Raw genomic sequence first — 25,843 nt, 5'->3', positions numbered from 1 at the left:
GTCCAAGCATAAGTCTCTGTGCGGCGAATCCTCAGCAGTGCCGTGCCGGCTGCGGCTGTCCTGCCTGGATCCTGCCTCCAGTAGTGTCACCTGCAGCTCCTTGCTCCGCTCGAATGTCTTCAAAAGGCATTCGGGGCCGGACGCCCGGCGGATGGGAAGAAGGCAAATCTATTTGCCGGGACGGCCGGAAGGCCGCCGCAGCCGGGTGCCTGCCGCCTTAGAGCTTGGCGCCGGCGAATCCCTGCTGGCGCCACGCCTCGTACACGGCGATGGAGGCTGCGTTGGCGAGGTTCAGGGAACGCAGGGCGGGCAGCATGGGCAGGCGGACGGTGGCGGTGACGTGGGGGTCGTCCTTGAGCTCCGCCGGCAGGCCCACCGATTCGCGGCCGAACATCAGGACGTCGCCGGGCCGGTAGCTGATGTCGGTGTAGCTGGTGGTGCCGTCGGAGGTGAAGGCATAGACGCGCTCCGGCTGGAGGTGCTCCCAGGCGTCCTCAATGCTCTTATGCACGGTGACCACGGCGAGGTCGTGGTAGTCGAGCCCCGCCCGGCGCAGCTTGGCATCGGAAAAGTCGAATCCCAGGGGTTCCACGAGGTGCAGTTCAGCGCCGGTGATGGCGGCAAGGCGGATGGCGTTTCCGGTATTGCCGGGGATTTCTGGGGCATGGAAGAGGATGCGGAACACCACCCCATCCTAGCCACCGCCGTCAGTGCATGCCGCGCAGCAGCCTGGCAAGGACGGGGACGTTCACGGTATTGGGTGCGGGTCCCGAGGCCAAAAATTCCTTCAGCCCGCGCACCATCCCCGCGGCGTTGACGATCTGCACCGTTTCCAGGGCGCCCGCGGGCCGGCGGTGGTGGTCGATCACGGGTTCATGGAGATTTCCGTCCGGGCTGTGCACCACGGTCCACCCGGTGACGTTGAGCTCGGGGAAGATCTCCTGCATGGCCCACACCATCCGGGCAAGCTGCGGAGGCGCCACCGAGCGCCCTCCGTGGTTGAGGGTCCGGCCGTCCCAGGCGTAGGCGCCTTTCGGCAGGAGCATGGAGTTCACGAGGGCCAGCCGGTAACCGGCCAGGACCGCGTGGTCGATGTGGCTGTTGTCCGCCGGCGATTGCAGCCCATTGATGAGCCGCGCCGCCGGAATGGCCGGCAGTACCTGGCGCGTCAGCAGCTGGACCGTGCGCATCTCGCGCTGGATCCGCGCTTCAGCACCGAAGATCCCCCGTTTCCTCGGCATGCCGTGCACCTGCTGCCGGGCCTGGCCGAATGGGATGAGGGGAACTGCGGTGCCGCCTTCGCCGTAGGGCGGGACGTAGACCGGCGGGTCGCCTGCCGTGTTCCGGCTGTTGCCCGGCCGGCGGACAGTGGCGGAGGCCCGGCTACCGGCAGCGGGTGCGTCAAAGTGCGCGCCGCCGTCGGACGCAGCCTCCCGGGTCTCACCGGCACCGTAGGTGCGGTCGTAGGCGCGCCGGCGCGCGGGGTCGATCAGCGTCTCGTAAGCAGCCGTCACGCGGCGGAATGTCGCGGCATCACCGCCGTGGTCCGGATGGGCCGTCCGGGCGGCGCGGCGGTATGCCGCCTTGATTTCCTTCTCGGTGGCCGTGACGGCCACGCGAAGGACTTGGTAATGGGAGCTTCTGCCGTCGGTCAACCAATCTTCCTTCTCTTGTTGCGCGGATTCCTGGTTCCGGCGGGGAAAGCAACGTGCCGCCCAGTCTAGCCAGCACGGGCCCGCCGCCGTGGACCCTGCGCCTGCCCTGACAACGATCGTCCCGGGGCCCGCGGTTCCCTGCGACGCCGTGGCCGGCGTCTAGACTCTACGTGCGCGGCTGAACACCGGCCGGCAGGGATGCCATGGAGGAGAGATGCACATGCCGACGACGACGGGCCGGGCCGGCAAGGCAACGAACCGCGGAGTGCAGCTCACCATGGCCGGCGCCCTGGCAGTGTTACTCGGCGGCTGCAGCGTGGACGTCCGGGACCCCTCCGTGCCGGCTGCGCCGCCCAGTACCGCCGCCCTGTCCACGCCCACCATCACCCCGGGGCACGACGCTGCCGCCGTGGCGGCGCAGGACATGCCCTTTGCCGCAGGCGCCACCCTTGCCCCCGGTGTGCCCGTGGGCGTATCCGACGAGCTTAAGGGCGCACCGGGCTGGAAGCTCGAAAAAGACAACGTGGCCGGCGCCAGCCAGTACGCCAAAGCGGATGGCTGCAAAGTTGCCGCCAGGGTCAGTACCGGCCAGGGCCCGCTGGTCCGGGAAGGGGACAGGGAGTCCACCGTTGCCCTCTTCCAGTATCTGGATGCCACCATCCAGCCCTCCTACCTGAAGCCGGAAACCCTGCAGTGGGGCGGCACTGCGGAGAATCCCGGAAAGAGCGTGGAAGTGTTGGCACTGGAGCAGGCGGCTCCCGGCGGAAGGTCCACCGCCATCCTGGCAAGGATGTTTGGCACGGCCGGTTCCTCGGCCTATATATCGGTATCCTGCCCGGATGCGGCAACCCTTGCGTCCGCGCGGGCTGACGTTCGCCATTACCTGCCGTTGCTGCCCCCGTCTGCCTGAGCCCACGGGTTCCCGCCTGCCAGGCTTCGCAGGCCAAAACCGCCGGCGGCTGGAGGGCTCAGCTGCCGGCGGGTCTTGTTGGACGCATCGCCCGCTTGGGATGGTCAAAGCGTCATGCGGTGATCCGGGATGTCCCGATGGACAGCCGGTTCAGGGCCAGCGCGCCCACCAGCAGCCCAAAGTCCCGCAGGGCCACGTCATAGAAGCTTCCCAGCAGCAGGAGGTTGATGATGATCCCGGCCAGCCAGGCGGCCACCAGCAATGAACCGAACTTCGGACGCACGGCCACAGCCACGCCCGCGATGATCTCCACGACGCCCACCACATACATGAAGGTCTGCGGCGGCAGCGGCACCACGGCCGTGGCCTGGGGCGCGAGGTAGACGGTCCAGTCCGTCAGGATGTTCGTGAACTTGTCCAGGCCGAACAGGATGGGTGCAACGGTGAAGACGGTCCGCAACAGTACGAAGGCCTGCCAGGCGGCCGGCGCCGCGGTGGGAGAGTGCTGGGCCCGTACTGCCGATGCTGGTTTCATGGCTTGCTCCTTCTAAAAGTAGGTATGCCAATTTTAGAAAGCGCACGTTCTATAATCAATAGATCTTGACTTTGGATTGGTGGAACCATGTACCGACTTCCCTGGGCGGACAGGATTGCGGCCGTTGCTTCCCTGACAGATGCGAAGCGGCTGCAGCTCTTCGAACTGGTTGCAGCATTCCCGCGGCCCGTGGGACGTGACGAAGTGGCCGAGTCTGCGGGCATGGCAAGGAGTACGGCTTCCTTCCACCTCGACAGGCTGGTGCAGGACGGCCTGCTGGCTGTGGAGTTCCACAAACCGGCAGGCAGGGTGGGACCCGGCTCCGGCCGCCCGGCCAAGATGTACCGGACCGTAGGGGGCGAAGTCGGAGCGTCCGTGCCCGACCGGAACTACGACCTCGCCGGCGAATTGATGGCGGCCGCCATCGAAGCGTCGCAGGTGGAGGGGGCTCCCGTGGGGGAGTCACTGCGCGCCGGCGCGTTTGCCAAGGGCCGGGAACTGGCGGAACGTGCCGGTGGACTGGAGGAATTCCTGACGGAAGCCGGCTACCAGCCGCAGCCTGATGGTGACGGTGGGTTCCTGCTCATAAACTGCCCCTTCCACCGGCTCTCACGGTCCCACGCGGCGGTGGTCTGCGACATGAATGGCGCCTTCCTCCGGGGCGCAGCCGCCGGGTGCGGCAGTGATGAAGGGTGTGTTGCCGCGGTCTCCGGACCCGGACACTGCTGCGCCAGGATCACGGCGGGACGCTAAGGGCCGGCCCGGTCCGCCGTTCGGCGCCGCGATAGAATTGGAGGATGCCCGCCTACCTCGACCATGCCGCCACCACGCCGCTTTCCGATGCGGCGCTCGCCGCCCTGACACGCGAGTTGGCGCGGACGGGAAACCCCTCCTCACTGCATGGATCGGGACGCCGGGCGCGCCGGGCGGTCGAAGACGCACGGGAGGCGATTGCCTCCGCCGCGGGAGCCCACCCGTCGGAGGTAATCTTCACCTCCGGCGGCACCGAGGCGGACAACCTCGCCGTCAAGGGCCTGTACTGGTCCCGCGTGGCAGAAGACCCAAAGCGGCGCCGCATCCTGTGTTCCGCCGTCGAACACCACGCTGTCCTGGACACCGTTGAATGGCTCGAACGCCACGAGGGCGCCGAGGTGACCTGGCTGCCGGTGGACTCCGGGGGCGTGCTGGACGTCGCCGTCCTGGAGGCCGAGCTTTCCCGCGACCCCGGCACCGTAGCGCTGGTGACCGTCATGTGGGCCAACAACGAGGTCGGCACCATCCAGCCCGTCGCCCGCATTGTTGAGCTGGCCCATGCCGCAGGCGTTCCCGTGCACTCGGACGCCGTCCAGGCCTTCGGGTCGGTTCCAGTGCACTTCAAGGAATCCGGCCTGGACGCCATGTCCATATCCGGCCATAAGATCGGCGGTCCCGTGGGGGTGGGTGCCCTGCTTCTGGGGCGCGCGGTCAAACTGACACCGGTGCAGCATGGCGGCGGACAGGAGCGCGATGTCCGGTCCGGCACGCTGGACACGGCCTCGATCGCCGCCTTCGCCGCCGCGGCGGAGGCTGCCACGGCTGCACTGCCGGCGGAAGCGGCACGGATAGCTGCCCTTCGCGACCGCCTGATCGACGGCGTGCGTGACCTCATACCCGACGCCGTCCTGCGCGGCGCCCCGGGCGATGGCCGGCTCCCGGGCAATGCCCATTTCACCTTCCCCGGCTGCGAAGGCGATTCGCTGCTGTTCCTTCTCGACCTCGCCGGCGTCGAATCGTCCACAGGATCTGCCTGCACGGCCGGCGTGCCTAGGCCTTCCCATGTGCTCCTGGCCATGGGCCTGGACGAGGAAACCGCCCGTGGCGCCCAGCGGTTCAGCCTGGGGCACGCTTCCACCGAGGCCGACGTCGATGCCCTGCTGAAGGCGCTGCCCGAGGCCTATGCCCGGGCGCGCCAGGCAGGCATGGCGGGACACGAGTCCTCGATCCAGACGGCGGGGACCGTGGGCCGGCAGGGGCGCGGGGGACTGTAGCGGTCCATGCGGCCCGGCGGCGGCCTGATTTGCCTGCCGCCGTAGAATGGATAGGCGAAGATCGTTTTCGCTGCCGGCAGGTCCAGGCCGGCCGCCACATACACCCACCCCAACAGAAAGCCAGCATGCGAGTACTAGCAGCCATGAGCGGCGGAGTTGATTCCGCCGTTGCCGCCGCCCGCGCGGTGGAGGCCGGGCACGACGTCGTCGGCGTCCACCTGGCCCTTTCGCGCATGCCCGGCACCCTGCGCACGGGCAGCCGCGGCTGCTGCACCATCGAGGACTCCAGGGACGCCTGGCGCGCCTGTGACGTGCTGGGGATTCCCTACTACGTATGGGACTTCTCCGAGCGGTTCAAGGAAGACGTCGTCCAGGATTTCATCGACGAATACGCGGCCGGCAGGACCCCCAACCCCTGCATGCGCTGCAACGAGCGCATCAAGTTCGCCGCGCTGCTGGAGAAGGCCATGGCACTGGGCTTCGATGCCGTGTGCACGGGGCACTACGCCAAGGTGATCGAAGACGCCGACGGCAACCGCGAACTGCACCGCGCCGCCGACTGGGCCAAGGACCAGAGCTACGTCCTGGGCGTCCTTACCCACGAACAGCTCAAGCACTCCATGTTCCCGCTGGCAGACACCCCCTCCAAGGCGGAGGTTCGCGCCGAAGCCGAGCGGCGTGGGCTCTCCGTTGCCAACAAGCCGGACAGCCATGACATCTGCTTCATTCCCGACGGCGACACCGCGGGCTGGCTTGCCGAAAAGATCGAGATGACCAGCGGTGACATCGTGGACGAGACGGGCGCAAAGGTGGGGGAGCACCCCGGCGCCAACGCTTTCACGGTCGGCCAGCGCCGCGGGCTCAAGCTCGGAACCCCGGCTGCCGACGGCAAGCCCCGTTTCGTCCTGGAGATCCGGCCCAAGGAAAACAAGGTAGTGGTGGGTCCGCAGGCGCTGCTGGCGATTGACGAGATACGCGGCATCAAGGTTTCCTGGGCGGGCCTTCCCATCGCCGAGGTGGAAACCGGCGCCGAATTCGATTGCTACGCACAGGTCCGGGCCCATGGGGATCCGGTCCCGGCCACCGCCTGGGTGGAGCACGCCCCCGACGCCGCCGCCGGAAGCCAGTTGGTGGTCCGGCTGGTGGCTCCACTCCGGGGCGTGGCGCCCGGGCAGACGGTGGTGTTGTACCAGGGGACGCGCGTGCTGGGCCAGGCAACCATCGACGCTGCCCGCTCGCTTCAGCGCGCCGCGCTCTAAGCTTCCCGATCCCCGCACCGCCCCGGCTGTTGCCGGGGCGGTGCTTTGCTGTGCCGCGGAAATCCTGTCCTGCAGGCCGCGCCACCGCAGCAGGGGGCCAATGAGATAAATTTTGTGTTTCAACTCACAGAATTGGCCGTCCTGAGGGCAGACTCTCTGATTGAATCTAGGGATCAGCACTGCGCGCCGGAGGCAAGGGCACATGCACCCCTGTACTCGGCGCGCTCGTACTCATCGGACAGAAAGTTCACAGATGATCAAGAGCACAACTGCCCTGCACCGCGCCATCGCGCTGGCAGGCATCTCCGCCCTGGCCCTGACAGCCTGCACCGGGCCATCGGGTGGCGGCGGCGGAACGTCCACCGGCGGCAGCGCCGGCGGCGGTGCCATCACTTTCGGAACGACCGACAAGGTCGTCACCCTCGACCCCGCCGGCTCCTACGACGCAGGCTCCTTCCTGGTGATGAACCAGGTCTACCCCTTCCTGATGAACTCCAAGCCCGGTTCCGCCGAGGTCAGCCCGGACATCGCGGAGTCGGCTTCCTTCACCGCACCCACCGAGTTCACGGTGAAACTGAAACCCGGCCTGAAATTTGCCAACGGCCATGCGCTGACTGCCTCGGACGTGAAGTTCTCCTACGACCGGGTACTCAAGATCAACGACCCCAACGGTCCGGCGTCCCTGTTGTCCAACCTCAAGTCGGTTGACGCCAAGGACGACACCACAGTGGTGTTCAACCTCAAGGCCGGCAATGACCAGGTGTTCCCCAGCGTGCTTGGCACCAACACCGGGCCGATCATTGACGAGGAAGTCTTCCCGGCCGACAAAGTCATGAGCGATGAGGACATCGTTGCCGGCAAGCCGTTCGCCGGCCCCTACACCATCGATTCCTACAAGAAGAACGAGCTCGTCAGCCTCAAGAGCAACCCGGACTACAGCGGCCTGCTGGGCAAGCCGGCCAATGACAGCGCTGTCATCAAGTACTACGCAGACTCAAACAACCTGAAGCTGGATGTCCAGGGCGGCAACATCGACGTTGCCGGCCGCAGCCTGACCGCAACCGACGCCGCAGACCTGGACAAGGACTCCAAGGTCAAGGTCTACAAGGGCCCGGGCGGCGAGCTGCGCTACATCGTCTTCAACTTCGACACCATGCCGTACGGCGCCAAGACTCCCGAGGCTAACCCGGCCAAGGCCCTCGCGGTCCGGCAGGCCATGGCTGACATCGTGGACCGCCAGGCCATCTCCGACCAGGTCTACAAGGGCACCTACGTCCCCGCCTACTCGGTGGTTCCGGACGGACTGCCCGGCGCAACCCAGCCGATGAAGGAGCTGTACGGCGACGGCAACGGCAAACCAAGCCTCGACAAGGCGAAGAAGGTCCTGAACGACGCCGGGATCACCGGTCCGGTCAACGTGAAGCTGCAGTACAACCCGGACCACTACGGCAAGTCCTCCGGCGACGAATACGCCATGGTCAAGGAACAGCTGGAAAAGTCAGGCCTCTTCACGGTGGACCTGCAATCCACCGAATGGGTGACCTACTCCAAGGCGAGGACCGCCGACGCCTACCCCGTCTACCAGCTCGGCTGGTTCCCGGACTACTCGGATGCGGACAACTACCTCACGCCGTTCTTTATCCCGGGCAACTTCCTCAAGAACCACTACGAGAACCCCACGGTTACGGACCTGGTCCAGAAGCAGCTGACCACCCCGGACAAGACCGAGCGGCAGAAGCTGATCGGTGACGTCCAGACGGCGGTGGCCAAGGATCTTTCCACCCTGCCCCTCCTGCAGGGTTCCCAGCTCCTCGTGGCCGGGAAAGACGTCAAGGGCGTCGAAAAGACCCTTGACCCCTCCTTCAAGACACGCCTTGGCGTCCTGTCCAAGTAAGCACTCCACCCCCATCGGGCTCTGACAGGCCGGAGGCGGGACACCGCAACGGTGTCCCGCCTTTTGCCGGTCATCAGCCAGCACCGAGGGGAATGCTGGCTCCCGGTCACCACGAATACAGGTACCGATGACAACTTTGATTGACGCGCCGCCGAATGACGCGGACGGACTCCTTCCCAGCAAGAAAAAGTCGGCAGGGGGAGGGCTGGGCCAGTACATCCTGGTCCGTTTCCTGCTGATCTTCCCCACCATCCTTATCCTCGTCACCATGGTGTTCTTCCTCATGCGGATCACCGGTGACCCCATTACCGCTGCCATGGGCGGCCGGCTGCCCCCCGAGCAGCTGCAGGAACGCATCCATGCGGCCGGCTACGACCGGCCACTGATCGTGCAGTACTTCGAATACCTGGGCCAGCTGGCCACGGGCAACTTCGGCACCACCCTTTCGGACAACCGCAAGGTCACCGAGATGCTCACCACCTACGGCTCCGCCACTCTGGAGCTGGCCATCAACGCGCTCATCGTTGCGTTGCTGGTGGGGATCCCGCTGGGCATGGTCGCCGCGCACCGGCGCGACCACCTGCCGGACGCAGTGCTTCGCATCCTGGCCATCCTGTTCTATGCCACCCCGGTCTTCTTCGCGGGCATGCTGCTCAAACTCGTGTTCTCCGTGTGGCTGGGCTGGTTGCCGGTTGCCGGCCGTGCCGGCACCAGGACCGAACTGTCCCTGACCGGTTTGGAGGCCCCCACCGGTATCTACTGGCTGGATGCCCTGCGCAGCGGAAACATGGCAGCACTCAGTGACGTGATGTCGCACGCTGTCCTCCCGGCGGTGGCGTTGGGCTTCCTGACAGCGGGAGTCTTCCTGCGCCTGGTCCGGACCAATGTCATTGGCACGCTCGGCAAGGACTATGTCGAGGCCGGCCGATCCCGTGGCGTCAGCGAGTTCAGGCTCGTCACCAAGCACGCCTACAAACCGGCGCTGATCCCCATCATTACGGTCATGGGCCTGCAGATTGCCGTGCTGCTCGGCGGCGCCGTGCTGACGGAGACCACCTTCGAGTGGAAGGGCCTCGGGTTCCAGCTGGCCAATTACCTCACGGCGCGCGACTTCGTGGCCGTCCAGGGCATCGTGGTGCTGCTGGCCGTCATCGTCGCCGTCACCAACTTCATCGTGGACATCATTGCCGCGCTCATCGACCCCCGCGTGAGGTACTGACATGACTGCCAACACGATCGAACCCGTCGCCAACCCCCGGGCGCCCCTCTTCCGGCGGCTGCCGGTTGTTTCCCATTTCAACAAAAGCGTCGGCCTGCAGCGCTTCATGCTGGTGGTGGGGCTTGTCCTCACCGGCATCTTCCTGCTCACGGCGTTGGCCGCACCGCTGCTGGCACCCTACGGTTTTGCGCAGTTGTCGGATGCCGACGGCAACTTCCCCACCCAACAGGCGCCCGGCGGAAAGCACCTCCTGGGCACTACCGTGGGCGGTTACGACGTCCTGTCACGGATGATCTGGGGTACCCAGACAGCGCTGCTGGTCATCATCGTGGCCGTTGTCCTGTCCATTTTCGCCGGCGTCATCCTGGGCCTGGTGAGCGGATACATTGGAGGGTGGCTGGACCGCGTCCTCGTCGTCGTGGCCGATGCTGTGTATGCCTTCCCGTCATTGCTGGTGGCCATCGTGATGGCCATCGTCATCAGCGGCGGGCAGTCAAGCCTGCTGGGCGGCATCCTTGCGGCTGCCATTTCCATCACTGTGGTGTTCATCCCGCAGTACTTCCGGGTGATCCGGGCCGAGACGATCAGGCTCAAAGCAGAACCCTTCGTTGAGTCGGCCAAGGTGGTTGGCGCGTCCAACATCCGCATCATGACCCGGCACATCTACCGCAACGCCACCCGCACGCTGCCCCTGATCTTCACCCTCAATGCCTCGGAGGCAATCCTGACCCTGGCAGGGCTGGGCTTCCTGGGCTTCGGCATCGAGCCGAGCTCGGCCGCCGAGTGGGGTTTTGACCTGAACAAGGCCCTGGCCGACACCACGTCGGGCATCTGGTGGACCGGCCTCTTCCCCGGTCTCGCCATCGTGTGGACGGTCCTCGGACTCACCCTGGTGGGCGAAAGCATCAACGACCTGAACGATCCCCGGCTCCGCGGCCGGAAACGCGCGGGAGGCGGCAGTTCCCCGGCACCCGTCGACAACGCGGCCATCACCGCAGAAGTGAGGACCCCATGAGCGTCAACATCGACCCGGCACCGGAACCCGCCGGCCAGTCAGGCAAACCGGTTCTCGGTATCGACCACCTTAAGGTCACTTTCGCCAGCGACGCCGGCGACGTCCAGGCAGTCAAGGACGTCAGCCTCGACGTCTGGAAAGGCGAAGTGCTGGCCATCGTGGGGGAGTCCGGTTCGGGGAAGACGGTGACGGCCAAAACGATCCTGGGCCTGCTCCCCGAGACCGCTGTGAGTTCGGGCGCCGTGGTGATCAACGGCGCCAACGTCATCAGCCTCAGTCCGGGCAAACTCCGCCAGATCCGCGGGCGGGATGTCGCCATGGTTTTCCAGGAGCCTTCCACTGCCCTGAACCCCGTGTTCACGGTGGGATGGCAGATCGCCGAAGGCATCCGGGCCCATGCGGCAAGCGAAGGCGGCCGCCGCGTCTCCCGGAAGGACGCCAAGGAGCGGGCCATCGATGCGCTCCGGAAGGTGGGCATCCCCGACCCCGAGCAGCGCGTGAACTACTACCCGCACCAGTTTTCCGGCGGGCAGAAGCAGCGCGTGGTCATTGCAGCGGCTTTGGCACTGAACCCCGGACTGATCGTGGCGGACGAACCCACCACGGCGCTGGACGTCACGGTCCAGGCGGAAATCCTGGAGCTCCTCCGGGACCTGCGGGACAAGTACGGCACGGCCATCGTGCTGATCACGCACAACATGGGCGTCGTGGCCGACCTGGCCGACCGGGTGGTGGTGATGTACCAGGGCGACATCGTGGAGGAAGCCCCGGCGAAAAAGCTCTTCGCTGAACCCCGCCAGGACTACACCCGCAACCTCCTCGCCGCAGTTCCGCACCTGGGCCGGAATTCGGCGTCGGCCGGGCTTACGGAACGGCGCTACCAGGATGAGGAGGTGCTGGTAGCTGCCGACAACCTGGTCATCGAATACCCGGGACGGCTCGGCACCCCGGCCTTCAAAGCCGTGGACGGCGTCAGTTTCACGCTGTCCAGGGGCGAGGTGTTCGGCCTGGTGGGCGAGTCGGGTTCCGGGAAGACGACCATTGGCCGTGCCATCGCGGGCCTCAACCGGACCACCGGTGGCAGCCTCAAGGTGCTCGGGTACGAGATGCTGAACCTGCGCGAACGCACCTTTAAACAGCTGCGCAAGGACATCGGCTTCGTATTCCAGGATCCGGCCGCGTCCTTTAACCCGCAGCTGACCATCGGCGAGTGCATCGCCGAGCCCATGCTGATCCACACCCGGCCCAGCGCTGCCCAGGCCCGCAAACGCGTCGGTGAGCTCCTCGAATCAGTCCAGCTGCCGGCGTCGTATGCGGGACGTTACCCTCACGAACTGTCCGGCGGCCAGCGGCAGCGGGCATCACTGGCGCGGGCTCTGAGCCTGAACCCGCGGCTGCTGATCGCGGACGAGCCGACGTCGGCCCTGGACGTTTCGGTGCAGGCAAAGGTCCTGGAACTGTTTCGGGACATCCAGGAGGAGTTCGGATTCGGCTGCCTCTTCATCAGCCACGACCTGGCGGTGGTGGACATCCTTTCATCGTGGGTGGGCGTGCTGTACAAGGGCAGGCTGGTGGAGCAGGGGATCGGCAGCCAGGTCATGGGCAATCCCCAGCATGACTACACGCGGCGGCTGATCGCCTCCCTGCCGGTGCCGGACCCGGCCGAACAGGCCAAACGCCGGGAAGAGCACCGGGCCCTGCTGGGCATCTGATCCAGGCGGATGTTTCCGGGTGTGAAGCGCCGGTGCCGGCAACGGGCCGGCGCCGGCGCTTCACACCCGCGGTCATTCCCCCGGCTCCCATAGACTGGAGCCATGACGCAGCACAACCCCAGCTCTCCTGGCTCCGACGATTTCGACCCCTCCGCCAGCTCCCTGGCAGGCCACGTGGACGATTCGGTGATGGCTGAACTGCTGTCCATCCGCTCCAGCATTGACAACATCGATGCCACGCTGGTCTACCTCCTGGCTGAGCGTTTCAAAGCCACACAGAAAGTGGGCTTCCTGAAGGCAACGCACCGGCTCCCCGCCGGCGACCCCGGCCGTGAGGCAGCCCAGATCGCACGGCTGCGGCGGCTCGCCGAGGACGCCCATCTCGACCCCGCCTTCGCCGAGAAGTTCCTCAACTTCATCATCGGCGAGGTCATCCGCCACCACGAGGCCATCGCGGAGGACCACCAGGCATCGTCGGGGCAGCAGCCGCAGACCTCCGCGCTGGCGTGAGCCGGGAACAGCACCACCGGGATCCAGGTGCGGAGCCGGCCGCCAAAGCAGGCCCTTCCACGGCAGCCTCACCGCAGGAAGCCACCGCCACCGGCTTGGGCCCGTGGCCTGGCGAGGACCCGCTGGAAGCCGCCCGGATCATCCGGGGTGAGCTTGGCAGTCCGCACCTGCCGTTCCTCGCCGAACTGCCGGACCGCGGCGTCGGCTCCGATGCACTCGGACGTACCGCTGCGCTCCTGGAGGAACTCGCGGTGGATGTCCAGCCCTACGGATGGCGGCTCGTCGACCGGCCCGGCAAGGACATGCGCCGTGCGGCATCGGCGCTGTCCACCGACCTGAATGTCCTCGCGGACGTTGCGGGGGCCGAAGATCTCTCCGCCACAGACCTGAAGGTGCAGTTGGTGGGCCCGCTCAGCCTGGCCGCCGGGCTGCACCTGCACAATGGTGAACGCGCCCTGCTGGACCACGGCGCGCGCCGGGACCTGGCCGCCTCCCTCGCAGCCGGCGTCGGAGGCTATCTCCGCAGGGTTGCCGCCGCCGTTCCCGGCACCCGCCTCGTTGTGCAGGTGGACGAGCCCGACATTGCAGCCGTGCTGGCTGGAACCATTCCCACCGCCAGCGGATACCGCACTCTTCGCGCCGTGGCCGCTTCGGAAGCCCGCGAGTCACTGCGGCTGGTCCTCGAGGCCCTGCGCGCAGCCGGTGCAGCCGAGGTGGTGCTCAGTTTCCCCGAGATCGAGGCGCCGATCGAGCTGGCCCTGGCCGCCGGGGCCGACGGTGTTGCGCTGCCGCTGAAGGCACTGACCAACCGGCAGTGGGAGCAGCTGGCTGGCGCTGTCGAGGCAGGAAAGCAGTTCTGGGCCGGCGTCCTGGACGTCTCGTCAGGACGCCCCTTGCCGAAGGTGGCTGACTGCGTGGACTCCGTGTGGCGGCCCTGGCACCAGCTTGGCCTGCCGGCGTCGCTCCTCGGCTCCATCCGGGTAACGCCCTCAGCCGGACTGGCCGGGCAAACGCCCGCTCAGGCCACCGAGGTCCTGGGCAGGCTCACCCAGGTGGCCGACGGCCTGAACCAGCTGGCGCTCGGTTAGCAGGGCCAGCCGTCACACCCTGTTCTCCCAGCGGTCCGGCTGGGCGTAGCGGGGGAGGTAGCTCTGGGCGGAACTGCCGCCGGTGTACGGGCGGAGGCGGTAATCGAAGGCTCCCGCGTAGACCAGCACCAGGCCGATCTGCGGCTGGATGACCTTCACCTGGATGCGGTGCCGGCCGTTGCTGCCCTCGGCCGGCTCCCACCATTGTTCGGCGTAGGCTTTGGCGTCCAGTGCGGCCGGCAGCGGTATCCGGAGCGGGCCCAGGAAGAGCCGCGACGCCTCTGATACGCCGCGGAGCCGGCCCTCCGCCGTGACGCTCAGGTTCAGGTCCGTCACCAGGCGCCGGCACCGCCCGACGTAGTCCACCAGCTGCGGTGCACCGTTCCGGGCCGTGACGCTGGTGGTGTCCTGGAAGAGCCGGGTCCGGCCGGGAAACCGGATTTCGCGCCGTGCGGTCAGGCTGGACCGGCCGAAAGGATCCTGGTGCGCGTGGTTCTCGATCCGGAACGGGATGTTTTCGCCGTATTCAGGGAAGAAAGCCTCCTCGCCGCCGGTGAGCCGGAGCAGGGGGCGCAGCCACCGCTGGCGGCACCCCACGACGTCGAACGTTCCTTCTCCCACGCCGTACTGGCCGGACCCCGGCACCAGCGAGAAGTACTCCTGGAGCTCCGGCTGCAGCCGTGAGTACGCGCTGCCCAGGGCCTGCTGGTAGATCGGAACGTTCATTGGAATGGCCTCCTGTTGCCTGTGGCGGCGCTGCTTGCCTCCGGACTCACAATCTACCGGCAGCCTTGAGCCGGATGTACATGTCCGCCAGCCGCGGAGGCAGCTCCTGTGGCTCGGCGTCCACCACTTCCACTCCGTACCGGCGCAGCTCGGCCGTAACCGCGGCCCGCTGCAGGAGGGCGCGTTCGGCTGCGGCGGCACGGTACACCCCGGTGGCATCAGTGCGCTCCCGCAGCATCTCCCCCAGCTGGGGATCGCGGACGGCGGCCACCACCACCACATGCCCGGCAGCCAGCCGCTCGGCAACGGGAAGCAGTCCCTCCTCCGGCGCTCCGCTGTCCAGCGACGTCAAGAGCACCACAAGGGACCGGTGCGCGGACACGGCGCGGACCTGCCCCGGGACCGCGGGCCAGTCCATCTCGATCAGTTCGGCGTCAAGGGGAGCCATGGCCTGGACCAGCCGGCCCAGGATGTTGCCCTGGCCGGCGGAACGGGCCCGCGCCCTGGTCCTTCGGTCGAAGGCCAGGAAGTCCACCCGGTCACCGCCACGCTCGGCCAGGACACCCAGGAGCAGCGCGGCCTCAATCCCGGTATCCAGGCGCGTTTCATCACCGATCCTTGCGGCGGCGGTGCGGGACGTATCAAGGACCATCACCACCCGCCGGTCCCGTTCAGGACGCCAGGTCCGGACCACCACGGCGGAACGCCTGGCCGTGGCGCGCCAGTCAATGGAACGGACGTCGTCGCCGCGGACGTAGTCCCGCAGTGAGTCGAACTCCGTACCGGCGCCGCGGATCTGCACGGCCGCCTTCCCATCGAGTTCCCGCAGCTTCCGCAGCTTTGAGGGCAAATGCCGCCGCGACCGGAACGGCGGAAGCACCCGTACCAAGCCTTCGCAGGCGACAGTCCGCTGGCGCGCCGCCAGGCCCAGCGGGCCGAATGAGCGAAGTGTCACGTGCGGCGCTTTGAGGTCGCCGCGGCGGGTGGGCCGGAGCCGCACCGTAAACCGCCTGCCTTCGCCGGCGGGGACGGTGATGTCCTGGACGGAATCCTGTGCGCCGGCGGAAGGCTGCCAGCCGTCCCGGAACGATCCCCGCAGCATCCTGTGACCGCCGTTGCGGATGGTGAGCAGGGCATCCACCGCATTGGTGAGCGTTACGTTTTCCGGCTCCGCCCGCGCCACGGTGACCTGCCGAAGGGATGCGGCGAACACCAGCTCCGCGACCAGCAGGGCAGTGAGCAGGGCGGCCGTGGCCAGCACGGTCAGCCAATTCGGGAACAGCAGCACAGGCACCAGGCCCAGCAGCACCAGGGCCACGAAGCGCCCCGAGATGGCCATCAGCGCGGAACGGGGACGGAGGTCAGGATGCTGCCCAGGACGTCGTCCACCCGGACTCCATCCATTTGCGCCTCGGGCTGCAGCGCCACCCGGTGCCGCAGGCAGGGCAGCGCCAGCACCTTGACGTCGTCGGGGGTCACGAAGGGACGGCCGGAGAGCCACGCCCAGGACCGTGACGTGTTGAGCAGGGCCGTGGCACCGCGCGGCGAGACGCCAAGCTGGAAGGAAGGGGCCGCCCGGGTGGCGCGCACCAGGTCAACGATGTAGCCGATGATCTCCGGTTCCACTGCCACGCGGGTCACGGCATCCCGCGCCCGTTCCAGGTCCCCGGCCCCGGCCACCGCCCGGACACCGGCCGCTGACAGGTCCCGGGGATCGAACCCGGCGGCGTGGCGGCGGATGACCTCGATTTCTTCCCCGCGCGCCGGCAGCGGCATGGTGAGCTTGAGCAGGAACCGGTCCAGCTGCGCCTCCGGCAGGGGGTAGGTCCCCTCGTACTCCACCGGATTCTGGGTGGCCGCCACCAGGAAGGGCGCGGGCAGCCGCCGGGACACACCGTCAACGGATACCTGGCGCTCTTCCATGGCCTCGAGGAGCGATGCCTGCGTCTTCGGCGGGGTCCGGTTGATCTCGTCGGCCAACAACAGGTTGGTGAAGACAGGTCCCTCGCGGAAGCTGAATTCGGAGGTCCGCGAGTCGTAGACCAGGGAACCGGTGACGTCTCCCGGCATGAGGTCGGGGGTGAACTGCACCCGTTTGGTCTCCAGGCTCAACGCCGAGGACAGTGCGCGGACCAGCAGGGTTTTGGCTACGCCGGGGACGCCTTCGAGCAGGACGTGGCCCTGCGAGAGCAGGGCAATCAGGAGGCCGGTCACCGTGGCGTCCTGTCCCACCACTGCCTTGGCCACTTCCCGCCGGACAGCAAGGAGTGCCTGCCGCGCGCCGTCGTCGAAAGGGCTGCTGGGGTCTACCGAATTCAGGACCCCCTGGCCGCTGCCTTGTTCACTCATCGGGTCATGACCTCTTTCTCCAGTTTGTCGAGGGCCTGGGACCAGGCCACCAACGCTGCTTCTGACGTGGGATGTTCGTTGATGATCGCCCGAATGTCCCTCGGGTCCCTGCCCAGCAGCCGCGCGGCCGCGGCAATGGTGTCCTCCGGGGTGGCCCCGGGGCCGAGCCTTAGCCTGGCGGACAGCCGCACCAGCAGTCCGGCCCGCAGGTTGTCCCGGGCCTGGCCGACGGCACGGGAGTCCTGGTAGAGCCGGGCGCGGCCTTCCGCGGTTTCCACCGCCTTGACCACCACCGGCAACGGCTCAAAGACGAGCGGCCCATGACGGCGGCCGCGCCACAGGACTGCCGCCAGCGCCACCACCAACAGCCAGGGACCCAGGAAGCGGGCCCAGGCGGGGGCGAGGTCGTCGAGGGTCTTCCCGGCCCCGTCGACAGTGACGTCCTGAAGCGAAGGGATGTACCAGACGAGGTCCTTTGAGGTTCCCAACATCCTGGTTGCCAACGCGGCGTTGCCCAGTTCATCCAGCCCGCCATTGCTGAGGATGGCCGTGCTGCCCAGCACCGCCAAGCGCCCGCCGTCGCTGACGGCAAGCATTCCGGCGGTCCCTGCCGCCCGGAAGCAGGTGGTGCCGCCTTCGTAGACGAACGCCCCTTCGCCGCTGACCTGGCCGGCGGCTTCCGCGTCGGGCAGGGCGCATCCCGGTTCCAGGACGGGATGCGCATCGGGAACCACGCCGGCCTGGCGGATGCCGCTGTCAAGGACCGCAAGGGTCTCCAGCCGGGGAGAGACCACCACAACGTGGCCGGCCGCTGCCAGCAGGCCCGCCAGTTGCGGTTCAGCCAGGATGCCGTTCCGGTCGTAGAGGAGGAGGGTGGGGGAGTCGCTGGCGCGAAGGTCGTCCAGTGCCGCGTCAAAGCGTTCCGGCGCCTGGACGGTAACTCCGTGCCGGCCGAGGATTTTGGCCAGCGCCCTGGCTCCTTCCGCTCCGGCATTGTGGATTGAGAGGGGAACGGTGTCGCCCTTGGGCGCAAGCTGGGTGCCGATGACCAGTGCCAGCGCGGCGGCCACCACCACTGCCGCTGCGGCCGCGCCGCGGTGGAGATTCAGCCAGCCCAGGATGGCTGCAGCCCTCGTCTTGCGGGGGCGGGGCGCTGATCCGCCGTCCTCCTTGCCGGCTCCGTGATGTTCGACGACTGCGCGCCGGCGGGCCGTCATGGGAGCAACACCGTGGTGCCGGCAGGGGCGGGCTTTGCCTGCTCCAGCGCCGCATCAAGGTCCACCATGTCCCTGTAGCCGGCGTTGCCTGCTGTCTTGTTCCCGTAGCGGATGGCATCAAAGGCCGCAGCCGCGCCTGCCAGGCGCGGGGCCAGGGCGCTGAAGTGCAGGGACAATGCCCCGGCCGCTTCGTCCGCCGTCCGGCCCGGCTGGGGGTCAAGGATGGCGCGGTCCTCTGCGCTGCGGACGATGGCGCGGAAACGTTCGACGACGGCGTCCCCCCAGTTGCCGGCGGCCGCTGCCGCTTCCGCGCGGCTGCGGTAGTCCGCGGCGCCGAGGGTGGCATCCGGCTCGAAGACCTCCCGGGCCTGGCGGCGGCGGGCGTTCAGCCGGGGCCGGGCGAGGATGACCGCTGCGGCGATGATCGCCGCAATCACGAGGGCGATGACGGGGCTGGGCGCGGCCGCGGCGTCACCGCCGGTCCCGTCAAGGGATTGCAGCCAGTCCAGGAAGTTACGCCAGAGGGTGCCAAGCCAGGAGGGGGCATTCTCGCGGTATCCGGGTTTGGCAAGCTCCTCCGCCGCCCAGCGCCGGGCCTCCCCGGCATCGGGAAGCACCGGAGGCTCAGCGGCCATAAGGCGATGCCCCCGGGCCGGGCCCGTACCCGGGGTAGGGGAGCGTGCCGCCCGGGCGGAGGCCACGGCCCGGGATGCCGTCAGGATCGGAACCGGTTTCGAGCTGTCGCAGCAGCGCGATATCCAGTCCGTCCTGGCGCATCCTCAGGTCCATGTAGAGCAGTGCCATGACGGAGGTTTGGAAGGCGTAACCCACCGCGCCCACCAATGCCCCGAGCACTGCCGTGACGATGCCGGTGGCCACGGCCAGGGACGCCTGCTGTCCGCTGCCGCCGTGAGGGGAGACGACGCGGGACAGGACGGCAGGCAGCATGCCCGCCGGGATCAGGACCACCTGGGTGACCACGGCAACCAGAATGCCCACCACCAGGGTGATGCCGAGGATGCGCCACCAGTTGGCCCGGGTCAGCTCCCATGAGCGCCGCAGCCCGGCGAGGGCGCCGAGTTCTTCGATGACGACGGCGGCCGGCGCCACCAGAAGCTTGACCGCCACCCAGACGAATCCGGCACCGAAGCCCAGCATCAGGGGGATGGACAGCAGCGCGCCCGGCCCGCGGACGCTGGAGAACAGGAGCACAATCAGGACGATAAAGAGCACTGCCGCGGCCAGGGCCGCCGCCACCAGGAGTGCCGCGAGCCTGAGCAGCGCGCCGATCCGTGGGCGTACCAGCGACAGCATCCGGCGGAAGCCGGTGGGTCGGTTCAGGACCGAGCGGGCAACAGGCACCACCATGGCGCCCTGGAGGACAGCTGACATAAAGACAGAGAGGATGGATACGACGACCGCCGTTGCCATCAGCCCCATGCCCGCGGCCGCGATGTCAGCCCGGCTCGCCCGTGCCGCCCAGGTTTCGATGGAGCCGGCTGACGTTGCCGTCATTCCCGCAAACACCGCAGCAAGAATCGCCGACAGGGACTGGGCCAGGAGGCCGGCGCCGAGCATGGCTTTGGCGTTGCGCCTGATGGCCTGGAACGAGCCGTCCAGGATCTCGCCGAACATCAGGGGCCGCAAAGGGATGATCCCCGGCTTGGGAGGTGCGGCGTAACGGGGTTGCCAGGGTTGTCCCGGGCCAGCAAATTTTTGTCCACCGTAGGCGGGTCCGCTGGGGGCCTGGCCGCCGTACGCCGGCCCGCCGTAAGCCTGGCCACCGTAAGCCGGGCCGCCAGAGGGAAGTCGACCGGGAGGCAGGGCGCCGGGGGACTGGCTGCCCGGGTATGGGGCGCCCGGGTACTGTCCCCCGGGGTATCCAGGGTTACCGTTTCCACCCTGACCGGACCATTGCTGCCACTGGGGTGCCTGCGGCGGACGCTGTTCCCACGGGGACTCCTGTGGCCACCCTAGCGCCTGCCGCCAGGGATCCTGCGCCGACCCTGACGGCGAAGCCCATGGCTGCTCCGGCGGTGGCACCTGGCCGGGCCTATCCGCACCGGCCGGGCCGCCGTCGTCCTGCCCGTTGCCCCGCTGCTCCCGCGTGGGCTCTTCGGGCCCCGGCTCCTCTGGTGACACTGATTCCTCCCCAATACCAGTCCGCCTGCCCCGCGGGCCACCCGCCATAGGGGTGCAGCGGCAACGCGGAGCATGAGCCCAAGACTATAGTTCCGTTGCCGGACGGCCTAGTGTCCCGCCATGCCGGGGGCCGCTCAACAGGACAAACGCATCCCGATAAGGGAATATATAGCTATGAAGGCACGCATTCTGGTGGTAGACGATGATGAAGCGCTGGCCGAGATGATTGGGATTGTCCTCCGTAATGACGGCTTCGAGCCGGTCTTCTGCGCCGACGGCGCCCAGGCCCTCGACGTTTTCCGGTCATCGCGGCCGGACCTGGTCCTGCTCGACCTCATGCTTCCAGGTATGGATGGCATCGAAGTGTGCCGCCAGATCCGCGGGGAATCCGACGTTCCCATTGTCATGCTGACCGCCAAATCGGACACCTCCGACGTCGTCCGCGGCCTGGAATCCGGTGCCGACGACTATGTGCCGAAACCCTTCAAGCCTGCCGAGCTGGTGGCCCGCGTCCGGGCGCGGCTTCGTCCCGGTGACCAGAAGGCCCCCGAAACCCTCCGGATTGCCGACATCACCATCGACGTCGCCGGCCACACGGTCAGCAGGGGTAATGAGCGGATTTCCCTGACGCCGCTGGAATTCGACCTCCTGGTCGCGCTGGCCCGGAAGCCCTGGCAGGTCTTCACGCGGGAGCTGCTGCTGGAACAGGTCTGGGGCTACCGGCACGCCGCTGACACCCGGCTGGTCAACGTCCATGTCCAGCGACTGCGGTCCAAGATCGAGCAGGACCCGGAAGCCCCGGAAGTTGTATTGACGGTGCGTGGTGTCGGCTATAAAGCAGGGGTCTGACCCCGCCGCGCAGGACGGGGAACCGGACCTGCGCGGCACCACGCCCATCCTGCCCGACGACGCCGGAGCAAAGCAGGACGGAAGCGGCAACAACGATTCCGGGGACAACGGAGCCGGTCCGGACACCGCCCCGGCTCCGGGCCTTCGGCATGTGGCATTCCGGGCACGCATCTGGCAGCGGCGCGCCCTGATCGTGGCACTGCGCGTCGCCAGGCTGGTCCGGACCGGCGTCAGCCGTTTCCTGCCCGGACTGAAATACCTCGGCCGTGCCCTGCAGAAGCGCTGGCGGCGCTCCCTTCAGTTCCGGACCGTCCTCACCACCCTGTTGCTGGCCGTGACCTCGTTTGCCGTGGTGGGCGCATACCTGTCCAACCAGATTGCCAACAACCTGTTCCAGGAGCGGCTGACCCAGGCCGAATCGGAGACCCGGTACAACGTCAAGCAAGTGCAGGATACGTTCGACGGCGCCCAGGTCACCGACCAGTCCAGCGTTATCACCCTGGTGTCAGACACCCTCAGCGCTGTGGAAGGCCGCGGCTCCGTGATCCAGAGGCGCTACGTCTTTGAGGCCATGCCCAACCAAACCAAACCCCGGAACCGCTGGGTGGAGTCCCGCGCCTCCGACCAGCTGACCGTCAGTGTCATCCCCCCGGACCTGCGTAAGGCCGTGCAGGAGTCGGGCAAGGACCAGTACTGGGCATCCACCGTGATTCCCGTGGGCACCGAGGACCGGCCCGGAATCGCCGTCGGCAACAAGGTGACCTTCAACGGCACCGTCTATGAGCTCTATCTGATCTACGATCTGAACACCGCTCAACAGACGCTCAATGAGATCCAAAGCGTGCTCTGGGCCGGCGGCGCGGTCCTGGTCCTCCTGATCGGCGCCGTCGCCTGGTACGTCACCCGCAACGTGGTCAGCCCGGTCAGCCACGCGGCGATGGTCTCCGAGAAACTGGCCGCCGGCCAGTTGCAGGAACGAATGGTGGTCAAGGGAGAGGACGAAGTCGCCCGGCTCGGAGCATCCTTCAATCACATGGCCGCCAGCCTGCAGGAGCAGATTACCCAGCTGGCCACCCTTTCCCAGATGCAGCAGCGCTTTGTCTCCGACGTCTCCCATGAACTGCGGACGCCCCTCACCACCGTGCGCATGGCGGCGGAGGTGCTCTATGACGCCCGCGACGACTTCGACCCCATCAATAAACGGTCTGCTGAGCTGCTCTACAACCAGGTGGAGCGCTTCCAGTCCCTTTTGTCGGACCTGCTTGAAATCAGCCGCTTCGATGCCGGCGTGGCCGTTCTCGACGCCGAACCGGAAGACCTCCTCCAGGTGATCGCCCACGTCATCGAAGGCGCCGCGCCGGTAGCCGCCGAATACGGCTCGGAGATTATCTTCACGCCTCCCCAGGGTGCCCTGGTGGTGGACATGGACGCCCGGCGGATCGACCGGATCCTGAGGAACCTGATACTGAACGCCGTGGAGCACGGTGAAGGCAAGCCGGTGACCGTGACGGTGGCGGCAAACGAGACGGCCGTGGGTGTCGCCGTGCGGGACCACGGCATCGGAATGGACCCGGCCCAGGCTGCCCGGGTTTTCGACCGGTTCTGGCGCGCCGACCCCGCCCGCGCACGCACCACCGGAGGCAGTGGCCTGGGGCTCTCCATCGCCATGGAGGACACCAAGCTCCACCACGGCTGGCTGCAGGCCTGGGGCAGGAAGGGCGACGGCGCCAACTTCCGCCTGACCCTTCCCCTGCGTCAGGACGGTGTGATCACGGAATCTCCCGTCCAGCTCGAACCCAAGGACGTCACCAATCCAGGCGCACCGGGAAGCGTCCCCGGGGAACAGGACTACAAGAACATGCTGGTGCTGCAGACGGGTGCGGCCCGGCCCGTCCCGCCCCGTGATTCCGGGGAGACACCATGAGGCCTGTAAACCGCCGGACCCAATTTCCGGCTGCACTGCTTGCCCTGCTGATCGTCCTCCTGGCAGGGTGTGCCCGGATTCCCACGTCCGGGCCGGTGGGAAAGAGCAGCGAAAGCAGCGCCGGCAACGTGAGTGCACCCGTGTTCCTTCCGGCAGCACCACAGCCCGGGGCGTCGCCCGAGACCATCATTGACTACTTCTACCGGGCCGGCAGCGGGTACGAGGACGACTACGCGGTTGCCCGCCAGTACTTGACGCAGGCTTCGGCTGTCTCCTGGAAACCGGATAAACGCGCACTGGTGTACCGGGAAGCGCGGGTTGTGCCCACCGGCAACGAAAACGTCTTCAACTACGAACTGGATGTCTCCTACACGGTGGACGCAGACGGCATCGCCACCCAGTCACCGCCGGGCACCGTGGAACGCATCCCCGTGACGGTGACCCAGGTGGACGGCGAGTGGCGGATCTCCGGAATCCCTGACGGAACTGCCATCGCGGAGGAAACGTTCAAGGTGATTTACGGGGCCTACCCGATCTACTTCTACGACCCCACCTTTACCTACGCCATCCCTGACGTCCGCTGGTTCCTGAAGAACAAGACCGTCAAAGCCATGACCAGCGCCCTGCTGGCCGGACCCGCGCCCTACCTGCGCGGCGCCGTCGCCAGCGCCTTCCCTTCAGGGATCAAGCTTGCCCGCGAATCCGTTCCTGTGGTGTCCGGCGCCGCGCAGGTGGACCTGTCGGCCAAGGAGCTGACCGAAACGTCGGCGGAGGACCGCCTTCGGATGCAGATGCAGCTGACCCTGACCTTCCGGAGCCAGCCGGACGTGGTCAATGTCGAGCTGCGTGCCAACCAGGACCTGGTCCGGGTGGAGGACAACGGGTCCGTCCTGCCTCCGGTGCTCGACAAGACTGTTCCGTCGCGCCAGATCGCCGTGAGCGGCAACGAATTGGTGCGCTACGAAAACAACCGCGTCTCGCCCCTGCCGGACATGCAGCCGGTGTCCGCGCTCAATCCCCGCTACCCGGCGGAGTCGCCAGTCTCCCAGACAGCTGCCTTCCTCAACGACGGCCGCACCACCTTGTACAGCATCACTCCGGGCCAGCCTGCCCGTGCCCTGACCACCCGTAGTACCCTCAGCCGGCCCTCCTTCAGCGTCAACGACTGGGTATGGACGGCGGGGCCGGGGGCCACCGGGGCCACCGAAGTCGTGGCGTTCCGCCCCACCGGGGTGGCGGAAGGCGGAACGGTCCCGTCCGTTACCCTTGCACCCCCCTGGCTTGCGGGCCGCGCCGTGAAGGAACTGCGGATCTCGCGCGACGGCGTGCGTGCCCTGGTCATCTCCGAGCAGAACGGAAAAACCAAGGTGCAGGTCAGCGGCGTCATCCGCGCGGGCGACGGCACGCCCCGTGAACTGACCGCGCCCATCACCCTGGTGGCCGACGGCGATCCGGACCAGGGCGTCTGGGTGAACGGAACCACCCTCGCCGTCATGAAGGGCGCGCCCGGTTCCAATGTCACGCCCGAGCTGCTGTCCCTCACCTCCGGACAGCCCCAGCAGCTGGCTCCGTGGCCGGGCCTGGTGTCCATCAGCGCCGGCAATGGTGCCGATGATATCTACGTCCAGTCAGGGGAGGGGATCTTCCAGCGGCTCGGCAACGGCTGGTCCCCACAGATCAAAGGTCCAGTCGACCCGGCATTCCCCGGCTGACGCCACGGCAGGCGCACCCCAGCGGCGGGTGCACGACCCGGGGGATGTGTCAACGCGGCCCTTTCCACATAGGGCCGCCGGGACTGCGGAATGCAGGACGCCAGCGGGCACAGTGGAACCATGAACAGCGCACTCCGCGGAACATGTCCAGGAAAGCCTTCGCAAAAGCCTCCGCGGACTGCCCTGCGTACCCGGGAACTGGACCCCGACCTGCGGCCGCCCCCACTCCGCGCGGCACTGCACCGGGGCGAACACCAAGCTGCCCTCCTTCGGCTTCTCGATTGGCTGGCAGATGCGGCAGGAGATTTCCTGGCGCTGGCGGTTCCCGTTGACTGTGTGTGCTGCGGCGCGGAAGACCGCACCCTGTGTCCGTCCTGCGCCGGCAGAGTCCGGCACTTGACCCGCCGGCCCTTCCGCGCGGAGGCCGGCGCCCCTGCCTTGATGGACGTCACCGGTACGCCCCTGCTGCCCGTGGTGGCCGCCGGTGTCTACCGGGACGAGCTTGCCCAGGCACTGTTGTCCTTCAAGCGGCACGGCCAGTACCAAATCCGCAGGTGGCTTGGCGGGGCCCTGGCCGGCGCCCTCAGGGCCGCCGCCCAGGGCGACCACGGATTGCTGCTGGTCCCGGTACCCACCAGTACCGGCGGGTATCTAAAGCGGGGGTTCAGTCCCGTCCATCTCCTCCTCAAGGAGGCGTCACGGCAGCTTCCGGGCCTCGACGTTGCGGATGTCCTGGACAGGGCACCGGGACGGGGCCGGCTGTCCGCCGGAGTGAACAGCGGCCAAGCCCGGCAGCGGACGTCGGCGGGGCAAAAGGGCCTGGGGAGGGGAGCCCGCGCACAACGGGTCAGGGGGTCCATGCGGACCAGGCGAGGCTCGCGCCCAGAGGTCGCAGGACGGCCCGTCCTCATTGTCGACGATGTCCTCACCACGGGTTCCACCCTCGGTGAAGCAGCCCGCGCACTCCATCACGCCGGGGCCCGGGTGAGGGGCGCCGTCGTTCTTGCCGCGACACGCCCGCCGGACGCGCAGGACCCGGCACCAGCGCCCGCCGGGCCGGTGTAAACAGCGCATGACTTAGAAAAAAATAAACCGGGAAA

At 67.6% G+C, this 25,843-nt stretch carries 23 protein-coding genes; 14 read left to right on the top strand and 9 right to left on the bottom strand.

Going from position 1 to position 25,843, the window contains the following annotated elements:
• Positions 1 to 217 precede the first annotated feature (217 nt).
• Together PUN71_RS04165 and PUN71_RS04160 are read right to left on the bottom strand one after the other, a co-directional pair.
• On the bottom strand, positions 218 to 685 hold the full coding sequence (locus PUN71_RS04165; RefSeq protein WP_277797444.1) for a tRNA (cytidine(34)-2'-O)-methyltransferase: 468 nt from the start codon (positions 683 to 685) through the stop codon (positions 218 to 220).
• 22 nt (positions 686 to 707) lie between these two features.
• Entirely contained in the window at positions 708 to 1,655 is a 948-nt protein-coding gene (locus PUN71_RS04160; RefSeq protein WP_277797443.1) for a J domain-containing protein, read from the bottom strand.
• Between the two features lie 220 nt (positions 1,656 to 1,875).
• On the opposite strand from PUN71_RS04160, the gene PUN71_RS04155 reads away from it, so the two are divergent.
• The gene (locus PUN71_RS04155) at positions 1,876 to 2,565 is read left to right on the top strand and encodes a hypothetical protein (RefSeq protein WP_349361800.1); all 690 of its coding nucleotides are present in this window, start codon (positions 1,876 to 1,878) and stop codon (positions 2,563 to 2,565) included.
• Between the two features lie 112 nt (positions 2,566 to 2,677).
• Here the strand turns inward: PUN71_RS04155 and PUN71_RS04150 are convergent, their stop codons facing one another.
• Positions 2,678 to 3,100 carry a DoxX family membrane protein gene (locus PUN71_RS04150; RefSeq protein WP_043450662.1) on the bottom strand — a complete coding sequence of 141 codons (423 nt, stop codon included), beginning with the start codon at positions 3,098 to 3,100 and terminating at the stop codon, positions 2,678 to 2,680.
• Positions 3,101 to 3,187: 87 nt separating this feature from the next.
• Here PUN71_RS04150 and PUN71_RS04145 point away from each other — a divergent pair, with 87 nt between their 5' ends.
• The 9 genes from PUN71_RS04145 (at position 3,188) to PUN71_RS04105 (ending at position 13,824) form a co-directional block, all read left to right on the top strand.
• Positions 3,188 to 3,853, top strand: coding sequence for a helix-turn-helix transcriptional regulator (locus PUN71_RS04145; protein WP_277797441.1), 666 nt, complete (start codon positions 3,188 to 3,190; stop codon positions 3,851 to 3,853).
• A gap of 44 nt (positions 3,854 to 3,897) precedes the next feature.
• On the top strand, positions 3,898 to 5,127 hold the full coding sequence (locus tag PUN71_RS04140; protein ID WP_277797440.1) for a cysteine desulfurase family protein: 1,230 nt from the start codon (positions 3,898 to 3,900) through the stop codon (positions 5,125 to 5,127).
• 125 nt (positions 5,128 to 5,252) lie between these two features.
• Positions 5,253 to 6,386, top strand: a complete 1,134-nt coding sequence (gene mnmA, locus PUN71_RS04135; protein ID WP_082006986.1) for a tRNA 2-thiouridine(34) synthase MnmA — start codon at positions 5,253 to 5,255, stop codon at positions 6,384 to 6,386.
• A gap of 253 nt (positions 6,387 to 6,639) precedes the next feature.
• Positions 6,640 to 8,280, top strand: a complete 1,641-nt coding sequence (locus PUN71_RS04130; protein ID WP_277797439.1) for an ABC transporter substrate-binding protein — start codon at positions 6,640 to 6,642, stop codon at positions 8,278 to 8,280.
• Positions 8,281 to 8,407: 127 nt separating this feature from the next.
• Positions 8,408 to 9,499, top strand: coding sequence for an ABC transporter permease (locus PUN71_RS04125; RefSeq protein WP_043450670.1), 1,092 nt, complete (start codon positions 8,408 to 8,410; stop codon positions 9,497 to 9,499).
• 1 nt (position 9,500) lies between these two features.
• Positions 9,501 to 10,514, top strand: a complete 1,014-nt coding sequence (locus PUN71_RS04120) for an ABC transporter permease (RefSeq protein ID WP_277797438.1) — start codon at positions 9,501 to 9,503, stop codon at positions 10,512 to 10,514.
• Positions 10,511 to 12,226 (top strand): ABC transporter ATP-binding protein, encoded by a 1,716-nt coding sequence (locus PUN71_RS04115; protein ID WP_277797437.1) that lies wholly within the window; start codon positions 10,511 to 10,513, stop codon positions 12,224 to 12,226. Before PUN71_RS04120 ends, PUN71_RS04115 begins: the two co-directional genes overlap by 4 nt.
• A gap of 102 nt (positions 12,227 to 12,328) precedes the next feature.
• The gene (locus PUN71_RS04110; protein ID WP_043450675.1) at positions 12,329 to 12,736 is read left to right on the top strand and encodes a chorismate mutase; all 408 of its coding nucleotides are present in this window, start codon (positions 12,329 to 12,331) and stop codon (positions 12,734 to 12,736) included.
• Between the two features lie 95 nt (positions 12,737 to 12,831).
• Positions 12,832 to 13,824, top strand: coding sequence for a uroporphyrinogen decarboxylase/cobalamine-independent methonine synthase family protein (locus tag PUN71_RS04105; protein WP_277797524.1), 993 nt, complete (start codon positions 12,832 to 12,834; stop codon positions 13,822 to 13,824).
• 12 nt (positions 13,825 to 13,836) lie between these two features.
• Here PUN71_RS04105 and PUN71_RS04100 read toward each other — a convergent pair whose 3' ends face one another.
• The 6 genes from PUN71_RS04100 to PUN71_RS04075 are packed head-to-tail and all read right to left on the bottom strand — an operon-like array spanning position 13,837 to position 19,763.
• Complete coding sequence (locus PUN71_RS04100; protein ID WP_277797436.1) at positions 13,837 to 14,550, bottom strand: DUF4166 domain-containing protein; 714 nt, start codon at positions 14,548 to 14,550, stop codon at positions 13,837 to 13,839.
• Positions 14,551 to 14,596: 46 nt separating this feature from the next.
• Positions 14,597 to 15,889 carry a DUF58 domain-containing protein gene (locus tag PUN71_RS04095; RefSeq protein ID WP_277797435.1) on the bottom strand — a complete coding sequence of 431 codons (1,293 nt, stop codon included), beginning with the start codon at positions 15,887 to 15,889 and terminating at the stop codon, positions 14,597 to 14,599.
• The gene (locus tag PUN71_RS04090) at positions 15,889 to 16,899 is read right to left on the bottom strand and encodes an AAA family ATPase (protein WP_277797434.1); all 1,011 of its coding nucleotides are present in this window, start codon (positions 16,897 to 16,899) and stop codon (positions 15,889 to 15,891) included. Before PUN71_RS04090 ends, PUN71_RS04095 begins: the two co-directional genes overlap by 1 nt.
• Positions 16,896 to 18,116, bottom strand: a complete 1,221-nt coding sequence (locus PUN71_RS04085) for a DUF4350 domain-containing protein (protein WP_277797433.1) — start codon at positions 18,114 to 18,116, stop codon at positions 16,896 to 16,898. The genes PUN71_RS04090 and PUN71_RS04085 overlap by 4 nt, the downstream gene beginning before the upstream one ends.
• Positions 18,113 to 18,751: a DUF4129 domain-containing protein gene (locus tag PUN71_RS04080; protein ID WP_277797432.1), complete on the bottom strand. Its 639-nt coding sequence runs from the start codon at positions 18,749 to 18,751 to the stop codon at positions 18,113 to 18,115. The genes PUN71_RS04085 and PUN71_RS04080 overlap by 4 nt, the downstream gene beginning before the upstream one ends.
• Entirely contained in the window at positions 18,741 to 19,763 is a 1,023-nt protein-coding gene (locus PUN71_RS04075) for a DUF7847 domain-containing protein (RefSeq protein WP_277797431.1), read from the bottom strand. The genes PUN71_RS04080 and PUN71_RS04075 overlap by 11 nt, the downstream gene beginning before the upstream one ends.
• Before the next feature lie 669 nt (positions 19,764 to 20,432).
• Here PUN71_RS04075 and mtrA point away from each other — a divergent pair.
• The 4 genes from mtrA to PUN71_RS04055 all read left to right on the top strand — a co-directional run bounded on the left by mtrA (position 20,433) and on the right by PUN71_RS04055 (position 25,808).
• Positions 20,433 to 21,107 carry an MtrAB system response regulator MtrA gene (gene mtrA / locus PUN71_RS04070; RefSeq protein ID WP_018768515.1) on the top strand — a complete coding sequence of 225 codons (675 nt, stop codon included), beginning with the start codon at positions 20,433 to 20,435 and terminating at the stop codon, positions 21,105 to 21,107.
• Positions 21,108 to 21,258: 151 nt separating this feature from the next.
• The gene (gene mtrB, locus PUN71_RS04065; RefSeq protein ID WP_277797523.1) at positions 21,259 to 23,031 is read left to right on the top strand and encodes an MtrAB system histidine kinase MtrB; all 1,773 of its coding nucleotides are present in this window, start codon (positions 21,259 to 21,261) and stop codon (positions 23,029 to 23,031) included.
• Positions 23,028 to 24,743: an LpqB family beta-propeller domain-containing protein gene (locus tag PUN71_RS04060; protein WP_277797430.1), complete on the top strand. Its 1,716-nt coding sequence runs from the start codon at positions 23,028 to 23,030 to the stop codon at positions 24,741 to 24,743. Before mtrB ends, PUN71_RS04060 begins: the two co-directional genes overlap by 4 nt.
• 396 nt (positions 24,744 to 25,139) lie before the next feature.
• Positions 25,140 to 25,808 (top strand): ComF family protein, encoded by a 669-nt coding sequence (locus PUN71_RS04055; protein ID WP_277797429.1) that lies wholly within the window; start codon positions 25,140 to 25,142, stop codon positions 25,806 to 25,808.
• The last annotated feature ends 35 nt before the right edge of the window (positions 25,809 to 25,843 follow it).

The sequence above is a fragment of the Arthrobacter sp. NQ7 genome (assembly GCF_029581595.2).
Taxonomy (GTDB): domain Bacteria; phylum Actinomycetota; class Actinomycetes; order Actinomycetales; family Micrococcaceae; genus Arthrobacter; species Arthrobacter phenanthrenivorans_B.
This window is presented reverse-complemented; position numbering and strand designations above follow the sequence as displayed.

Excerpts from the sequence above, each read along its gene's own strand:
- PUN71_RS04115 (WP_277797437.1), top strand. The coding sequence starts at position 10,511 with ATGAGCGTCAACATCGACCCGGCACCGGAACCCGCCGGCCAGTCAGGC.
- PUN71_RS04150 (WP_043450662.1), bottom strand. The coding sequence starts at position 3,100 with ATGAAACCAGCATCGGCAGTACGGGCCCAGCACTCTCCCACCGCGGCG.
- PUN71_RS04130 (WP_277797439.1), top strand. The coding sequence starts at position 6,640 with ATGATCAAGAGCACAACTGCCCTGCACCGCGCCATCGCGCTGGCAGGC.
- PUN71_RS04080 (WP_277797432.1), bottom strand. The coding sequence starts at position 18,751 with ATGGCCGCTGAGCCTCCGGTGCTTCCCGATGCCGGGGAGGCCCGGCGC.
- PUN71_RS04145 (WP_277797441.1), top strand. The coding sequence starts at position 3,188 with ATGTACCGACTTCCCTGGGCGGACAGGATTGCGGCCGTTGCTTCCCTG.
- PUN71_RS04085 (WP_277797433.1), bottom strand. The coding sequence starts at position 18,116 with ATGACGGCCCGCCGGCGCGCAGTCGTCGAACATCACGGAGCCGGCAAG.
- PUN71_RS04100 (WP_277797436.1), bottom strand. The coding sequence starts at position 14,550 with ATGAACGTTCCGATCTACCAGCAGGCCCTGGGCAGCGCGTACTCACGG.
- PUN71_RS04060 (WP_277797430.1), top strand. The coding sequence starts at position 23,028 with ATGAGGCCTGTAAACCGCCGGACCCAATTTCCGGCTGCACTGCTTGCC.
- PUN71_RS04155 (WP_349361800.1), top strand. The coding sequence starts at position 1,876 with ATGCCGACGACGACGGGCCGGGCCGGCAAGGCAACGAACCGCGGAGTG.
- PUN71_RS04090 (WP_277797434.1), bottom strand. The coding sequence starts at position 16,899 with ATGAGTGAACAAGGCAGCGGCCAGGGGGTCCTGAATTCGGTAGACCCC.
- PUN71_RS04125 (WP_043450670.1), top strand. The coding sequence starts at position 8,408 with ATGACAACTTTGATTGACGCGCCGCCGAATGACGCGGACGGACTCCTT.
- PUN71_RS04095 (WP_277797435.1), bottom strand. The coding sequence starts at position 15,889 with ATGGCCATCTCGGGGCGCTTCGTGGCCCTGGTGCTGCTGGGCCTGGTG.
- PUN71_RS04120 (WP_277797438.1), top strand. The coding sequence starts at position 9,501 with ATGACTGCCAACACGATCGAACCCGTCGCCAACCCCCGGGCGCCCCTC.
- PUN71_RS04140 (WP_277797440.1), top strand. The coding sequence starts at position 3,898 with ATGCCCGCCTACCTCGACCATGCCGCCACCACGCCGCTTTCCGATGCG.
- mnmA (WP_082006986.1), top strand. The coding sequence starts at position 5,253 with ATGCGAGTACTAGCAGCCATGAGCGGCGGAGTTGATTCCGCCGTTGCC.
- mtrA (WP_018768515.1), top strand. The coding sequence starts at position 20,433 with ATGAAGGCACGCATTCTGGTGGTAGACGATGATGAAGCGCTGGCCGAG.
- PUN71_RS04110 (WP_043450675.1), top strand. The coding sequence starts at position 12,329 with ATGACGCAGCACAACCCCAGCTCTCCTGGCTCCGACGATTTCGACCCC.